The 6,933-nt window shown below is 67.2% G+C and carries 5 protein-coding genes; 2 read left to right on the top strand and 3 right to left on the bottom strand.

Going from position 1 to position 6,933, the window contains the following annotated elements:
* The first annotated feature begins 167 nt into the window (after positions 1-167).
* Both ACFHVL_RS30425 and ACFHVL_RS30420 read left to right on the top strand, forming a co-directional pair.
* Entirely contained in the window at positions 168-3,428 is a 3,261-nt protein-coding gene (locus ACFHVL_RS30425) for a type I restriction endonuclease subunit R (protein ID WP_416632027.1), read from the top strand.
* Positions 3,425-4,135 (top strand): M48 family metallopeptidase, encoded by a 711-nt coding sequence (locus ACFHVL_RS30420; RefSeq protein ID WP_416632026.1) that lies wholly within the window; start codon positions 3,425-3,427, stop codon positions 4,133-4,135. The genes ACFHVL_RS30425 and ACFHVL_RS30420 overlap by 4 nt, the downstream gene beginning before the upstream one ends.
* Before the next feature lie 150 nt (positions 4,136-4,285).
* Here ACFHVL_RS30420 and ACFHVL_RS30415 read toward each other — a convergent pair whose 3' ends face one another.
* From ACFHVL_RS30415 to ACFHVL_RS30405, 3 genes are all read right to left on the bottom strand, one after another.
* A complete protein-coding gene (locus tag ACFHVL_RS30415) occupies positions 4,286-4,993 on the bottom strand; it encodes a DUF2637 domain-containing protein (RefSeq protein ID WP_416632024.1) in 708 nt (235 codons plus the stop codon).
* Positions 4,990-5,382: a hypothetical protein gene (locus tag ACFHVL_RS30410; RefSeq protein ID WP_416632023.1), complete on the bottom strand. Its 393-nt coding sequence runs from the start codon at positions 5,380-5,382 to the stop codon at positions 4,990-4,992. The genes ACFHVL_RS30415 and ACFHVL_RS30410 overlap by 4 nt, the downstream gene beginning before the upstream one ends.
* Positions 5,383-6,012: 630 nt before the next feature.
* Positions 6,013-6,873: a WD40 repeat domain-containing protein gene (locus tag ACFHVL_RS30405; RefSeq protein WP_416632021.1), complete on the bottom strand. Its 861-nt coding sequence runs from the start codon at positions 6,871-6,873 to the stop codon at positions 6,013-6,015.
* Between the last annotated feature and the right edge of the window lie 60 nt (positions 6,874-6,933).

The following is a 6,933-nucleotide window of genomic DNA, read 5'->3' as shown; positions in this document are numbered from 1 at the left end:
CCTTCGCCGTCTACCGCATCTAACAAACCGTGATCAAATCAGGCATAGAGGAACAACGCCGGGGCCGTGGGGCAGGAGCTGAAAAAGCTGCAACACCTCAAGCGAGGACTCATGGAGGACCTGTTGACGGGGCATGTACGGGTGAAGGTTGAGGAGGACGTGGCGGCGTGAATTCGCGGTCGGAGTATGAGCGGGTTGAGCTGCCGTTGGTGCAGCAGCTCGCAGGCATGAGCTGGCAGCACGCCGAGTGTATCCAGTCCGATGCGCCGAGTGTTACCGGCCGGGAGAGCTTTCGGGATGTGCTCCTGCTCGACAGGCTCCGCACCGCACTTCGCCGGATCAACCGCACGAACGATGGCAACGAGTGGCTGGACGAGGGCCGGATCAACCAGGCGATCTCGCAGCTCACCCGGCCCCAGGCCACCTCCCTGCTGGAGATCAACGAGGAGTTGACCGAAAAGCTCCTGCTCGGCGTGACCGTGGAGGGTGTGGACGGTTGGGACGGCGGGCGCGCCCGTACCGTCCACTTCATCGACTGGAAAAGCCCGGCCCCGCTTGCCCGTAACGATTTTCTCGTGATCAACCAGTTCCGGGTGGATCCGCCCGGTGGCCGTACGCCGATCTACCCCGACGCCGTCCTGTTCGTCAACGGCATCCCGCTGGTCGTCGTCGAGGCCAAGTCACCGACCAAGCCGGACCCGATCGGGGACGCGGTGGAGCAGTTGCGCCGCTACGCCAACCAGCGCGGCTCGGTGGAGCCTGAGGGCAGCGAGCGGCTGTTCCACACCAACCAGTTCGTGGTGGCCACCTGCTTCGAGACGGCGAAGGTTGGTACGTTGACCTCGCTGAATGAGCATTTCGCGCAGTGGAAAACCACGGCTCCCGTACCCGAAGACGATGTGAAGTCCGACCTCGGCGTGGCGGAGTTGTCGTCGCAGCAGCGACTGGTCGCGGGGATGTTGCACCCGGCCCGGCTGCTGGATCTGATGCGGCACTTCACGCTGTTCACGCAGCTCGATGGTCGCAAAATTAAGATCGTGGCGCGGTATCAGCAGTACCGCGCGGTGCGGGCCACGATCGACCGGCTCATCGCCGGCCGAACCCGGACGCAGGACGGCGAGCACGACCGGCGGGGCGGAGTCATCTGGCACACCCAGGGTTCTGGCAAGAGCCTAACCATGGTTTTCCTAGTGCGGGTGATGCGTTCGCACCCGGCGCTGGTCGGCTTCAAGGTCGTCGTGGTGACCGACCGGCGAGATCTACAGAGGCAACTGTCCGGAGTCGCGGAGCTGACCGGTGAGACGGTGTACACCGCGCAGCGGGTGGCGAAAGCCAAGGAGTTGCTGGCCACGCCCGGCAAGGCGTTGGTATTCGTGATGATCCAGAAGTATCGGAACCCGAAGGCTGAGAAAACCGACGACGCGGCGCTGAAGAGCATCGGGGAACTGGACACCTCTCCCGAGGTGCTGGTGCTGGTAGACGAGGCGCACCGCACACACGGCAGCACGCTGCACGCCGCTCTGCAGAGGGCGCTGCCCAACGCCGCCCGGGTCGGGTTCACCGGCACGCCGATCATCATGGGTGCCAAGAAGAAGACGTACTCCATCTTCGGCCCGCCGATCGACAGGTACGACATCCGCCAGTCTGAAGCCGACGGCGCCACGGTGCCAATCATCTACGAGGGACGAACCATCAGCGGCGGGGTGCGGGACGCCGACGACATCGACGAGTTCATCGACCTGTACGGGCTAACCCCGGCGCAAACTGAGGAGCTCAAGCAGCGGTACGCCACCAAGCGGCACGTCGCCGAGGCCGAACAGCTCATCGCCGCGAAGGCGGCAAATATGCTGCGCCACTTCGTCGACGTTGTGCTGCCCAACGGGTTCAAGGCCCAGGTCGTGGCGACGAGCCGCCGCGCCGCCGTCCGCTACCGCACCGCGTTCCTGGCCGCCCGCAAGGCCCTCGTCGCGGAACTGGACAATCTCGATCCGGCGTACCGGACAGATGACGCCCTCGACCGCATCGACCGGATGCCCGCCAAGCGGGCGATGCTCGTGCGGGCATGGCGGTACCGCGACGTCATCGCCCAGCTCGACTTCGTGCCGGTGATCTCTGCGGCGCAGAACGACAAAGCTGACATCGCGGCCTGGACCAGCGGCCACGAGCAGGTCATCGAGGACTTCAAGGACAAGAAGCTGCCACTGTCGGACGTGCCCGCGGCTCAGGCCAGCCCGGTGGCCATGCTGATCGTGAACGCGATGCTGCTCACCGGCTTCGACGCCCCCCGCGAACAGGTGCTGTACCTGGACAAGGCGATCCGGGAGGCCGACCTGTTGCAGGCCATCGCCCGGGTCAACCGCACCGCGCCGGGTAAACACTGCGGCTACATCGTCGACTACTACGGTGTGGCCCACCACCTCGCCGAGGCACTGGAGGCGTACGCGGCCGACGACATCGACGGCGCGCTCACCAGCCTCAACGACGAGGTGCCGCAGCTGGCCGCCGCCCATTCCGCCGTCCGACAACTCTTCCCCGGAATCAGCAACTTCGACAGCATCGCGGTGCAGGACGCCTGTGTGGAGGCACTCGCCGACGAGCGGCTTCGGGCGCGGTTCGAAACCGCGATGAAGGCGTTCACCCGGAGCCTGGAGATCGTGCTGCCGTCGGAGAAGGCGCTGCCATTCGGCGCCGACGCGAAGGCGTTCGGGACCATCGCCCTGCTCGCGCGCCGGCGATACCGCGACCACACATTGTTCGACATCCGGGTGTACGGCGAGAAGGTCCGCGCCCTGATCGACGCGCATGTGCAGGCGCTCGGGATCGCCCAGAAGATTCCGCCGATCTCCATCACCGCCACCGACTACGCGGAGAAGGTAAGCGGGCTAGCCAGCCCGCGCGCCAAGGCGTCGGAGATGGAGCACGCGATCCGTCACCACATCAGCGAGCATATGGACCGCGACCCGGCCCACTACCGGCGGCTCTCCGAGCACCTGGAGCAGATCCTGGTCGAGTTGAAGGACCAGTGGGAGCAGCTCGCCCTAGCCCTTGCCGACTTCCTACCGGCGGTGACGGCCGGACGTACCGAGGCCGCCGACGGCCTAGACCCCCACACCGAGGCGCCGTTCCGCGACCTGATCGCCCAGACACTCGCCGAGCACGACCGGCCGGTTACCCCCGAACGTGCCGGCCCGCTGCGGCAGGCCACCACCGACGTTGTGCATTTGATCAAGGATGATGTTCGGCTGGTCGGATTCTGGGACAACGCGCATAAACGCGAGCAACTGCGCCGAAAAGTCATCCAGCGGCTGGACGACACCCGTCTGGAGGACGGCAGCGACCTGTTCGACTACGCCTGGCTGCGGCCGCTCTCCGATCGGCTGCTCGAACTGGCGAAACACAACCACCACCGGCTGGTGTCCGCGCTATGACCGTAGCCGAGGCGCTGCCCGACACGATGCTCATCGGCGACCTGCAGTTCGAGGTCACTGAGTCGCCGCAGCGCGCCACGGTCGGGATCACCGTCGACCGCGACGGATCGCTGCAACTGCACGCTCCGGCCGGCTGCCCGGCCGACGCGCTGGCCGCTTGGGCGTACTCCAAGCGCATGTGGGTCTACCGCAAGCTCGCCGAGAAGGACCTGCTGCTGTCCGCTCGGCCGGCGAAGGAGTTCGTCAACGGGGAGGGTTTCGCGTACCTCGGCCGCAGCCACCGCCTGTTGATCGGGGGCGGCGACCGGGTCCGAATGGAACGCGGACGCATCGTCCTGCCGCGTACGGTCACCGGGCAGGCGCGCACAGCTTTGATCGGGTGGTACCGCTATCGTGGGCGGCAGTGGTTGCCGGGTCGACTGCGTCCCTGGGCTGACCGCATGGACCTGCACCCGTCCGCACTTGACGTCCGGGACCTGGGCTACCGGTGGGGCTCCCTCGGCAACAACGGCCGGCTCAACATCCACTGGGCGACGCTTCAACTACCACCCAGCCTTGTCGATTACGTGCTGGTGCACGAACTCTCCCACATCGCCCATCCGCAGCACACGTCCGCTTTCTGGGCGACCGTCGAACGCGCCCTGCCTGACTTCGAACGCCGCAAGCAGGATCTCCTCGTCGCCGGCGCCGGGCTCTGGCTTGGTTGATAGGTCGGACCGACCGGCGCGACCCGCTCCTCCCACCGATCCGGCGCGTCGCTTATAGCCCGCCTTCTCCGCCGACGGACCGGCAGTAGCCAGCTGCCGGCCGCCGGGCTGCCCTGGGCCTGCTTGGGTTCCCGGCGGAGCGCCCGCGAATCAGTCGTATCCCTGCGCCGGCTCTACTTCGCCGGGGTACGTTGGCGCGGACATCAACAGCCTGCGGACATGTCTTTCGGTCACCCCAAGGTGCGTGGCTATGTCCGCTGTGCTCGCGTCCGGATGTTCTGCTCGCATCTTCAGCACGGCCTCGAAAGCCCTCCTGCTTCGGCGTCCGCGTCCCGTCCGCCCCTGGTGCCGGGACGTCTCCGAGGTCCTCGCCGCTGCGGGGATGTCGATCGGCGAGGCAGGGTGCGGTGCTTTCCCGGCTTCTTGAACGGAATCGGTGGGAGCCGCACCGTCGGGCTTGCCGGCATCGTGGTCGGATGGTGTTGGGGCCGGCGTGCGCCGGACACGGGAGAGCATCTCTACCACCAAGAGCAGGGCGACGGCGGGCCAGGCGGCAACAATGCGAGCGCCGAGGGCGGGTTGAGCTGCGGCGATGTTCGCCGCGACGCTCGCGCCTACGCCTGTGAGGAAGGCGATCCGGGCCGACCATCGCACGCGCCGCCCTGCGCGCCTGTCGTCCACCATCGTCGTTGAGGCGACGATGAGCATCCCGTCGACCGACAGCGGCAATACGTAGGCGACCTCGGGACGCTCGCCGAACTTCAAGGCCACGGCGACCATATGGCTCCACGACGACCAGGCGGCGATCCCGGCCACGGCCACCGTGCTCACGTCGCGGGCGATCCGGGTCGGCGTCACCTGACCACCTCCGGACCGAGCCGATGTTCGATGGCCCGGACCTCAACGGGGTCCACTGCCGGACGTCCACCGATGTCCAGCCGCGTCTGGACATCGGCCCACCGCCGCCACCGCCGGACCACCTCGTCGACATCCAGGCCGGTCGCCTCGGCGATGTCCGCCAGGTCCGCCCCGGCCCGCAGTGCGGCGTGGATCATCAAAGGCTGCCAGCTCGTCCACCGGGACACCACCGCTGCGGACAACGCCAGCTCCGCAAGGACGTCGTCGCGACCGGATCCCGGCCTCCAGGTGACAGCATGGTCATGAAGATCGAGAAGGAGCTTGAACGGGTTGATCTCTTGGGCGTCGGCGAACCGCACCGGCGGTTCGGCCCGGTGAGCCGGGGTCATCGGGCACCGCCCGACGTCCGTGGGCTGGGCAAAGTCAGCGGCAGCGGGTCACCGGCGATCGTCGCCGGTTGGTTCGCATGGTGGTACCTCCGGCCCACCGCTTGAACTGGGAAAATAGATAAATATCGACAAGATCTAGCGGGTCTTTTGTGATTCTTGTCCGATTTGCGGTTCTGTCGGGCGGAGCACCCAGCGAGCACCCAGCCAGGGAATGTCATCCGGCGTCGCGTCCGACACGCCTCCACGAACGGCGATAGCGGGATGGCGGCGGCCCGGGACCGGACACCGCTGGCATCGACCGAGACGATGCACTGCGCCACATCCTGCACGGCCGCTACATCCGCGCCGGCATCGACTTCGACGACGAACCCGTGTGCCTGCACCTGGCCGCAGACCGGCCGTCGTGGAGTCCAGACGGCTGACGGGTGGCAGCGCGCGGATGTGCCGAGAAGCGCGCACGTGGCGTCTCAGGCCTCATGTCCCGGTCCCCGGCTGCTCGAGAGGCAGAAGGCCGATGTCGTAGGCGTAGATCCCGCGGCTGGTGGCCAGATAGATACGCCGTCCGCCGTCGGTGAGCAGGTGAGAGTTGATCTTTGCGTCGAGGCGGATGGCGGCCAGCGGTCAACCGTCCTACGTGGAGCGCTGCACGGTGTCGTTGCCGGTAACGGCGAACCGATGGTTGCTGACGGCGGATAGCTGGGCGTGGCCGATCGTGGGATCGCCAGCTACACAGTCAAGCTCCCGGCCGTCGCTGGTGTCCCAGCGGCGGAGCCGGCCGTCGGCGGTCCGGGTGACCATCCGGCGTCCGTCCGGGCTGACGAGCAGGGCGCCGCGGTCGGTGCCGGTGTCGATGTTCATCAGCGGCTCGCCGGTTGCGGTCTCCCACCATCGGACGACCGGATCGTGTGTGCTGACTGTCGCGAACCAGCGGTCGTCCGGGCCAAACAGAACCTTGGTCACCGGACCCTGGTGTCCGGTGTCGACGGCGAGGCCGGGACGCTGACCGGCCGGGTCGAGCAGACAGACGCCGCGGTCCGCGTGGGGGTCGGGCAAGCCCGGTGAGATCGGCTCCGTCCGGCCGTTGACCCTGCGGTGCATGTTCACGTACCACCACCGGTCGCCGAAAACGCGTCCGGCCGTGACGACGCATTTTCCGGGGCTGGAGAGCCAGAGGGCCCCGGCACCGTGGGGATGGGGGGTCTCGTACTCGAGGAGACACCGGCCGGTCGAGGAGTCGAAGATGCGGACTACCGGGTCGCCGGTCAGGCCCGGGTTTGTTGTGCCCGCGGTCGCGAGGTGATGCTGCGGTGTTACCAGCATCGATCCGACACCGTTTGCGTATCCGGCGTCGAACTCGCGGCGCAGCCGGCCCGTGTTCGAGTCCCAGACCCGTACGGCGCGCTCCGGACGCTCCTCCTGCTCCAAGGAGTTTCCGCAGGTGGCGATCCAGCTTGCATCTGGGGCGATGACGACCCGGTTCAGGAGGGTCATTCAAAACCCGGTGCGGTGGTTCTGAAGACCTCCAGGGCGGTGACGGTGCGTAACACGTCG

This window comes from Micromonospora sp. LOL_023 (genome assembly GCF_048060115.1).
Classification (GTDB): domain Bacteria; phylum Actinomycetota; class Actinomycetes; order Mycobacteriales; family Micromonosporaceae; genus Micromonospora_E.
Note: the sequence above shows the minus strand (reverse complement) of the source record. Positions and strands in the feature narration are given on the sequence as shown.

Excerpts from the sequence above, each read along its gene's own strand:
- ACFHVL_RS30410 (WP_416632023.1), bottom strand. The coding sequence starts at position 5,382 with ATGACCCCGGCTCACCGGGCCGAACCGCCGGTGCGGTTCGCCGACGCC.
- ACFHVL_RS30420 (WP_416632026.1), top strand. The coding sequence starts at position 3,425 with ATGACCGTAGCCGAGGCGCTGCCCGACACGATGCTCATCGGCGACCTG.
- ACFHVL_RS30405 (WP_416632021.1), bottom strand. The coding sequence starts at position 6,873 with ATGACCCTCCTGAACCGGGTCGTCATCGCCCCAGATGCAAGCTGGATC.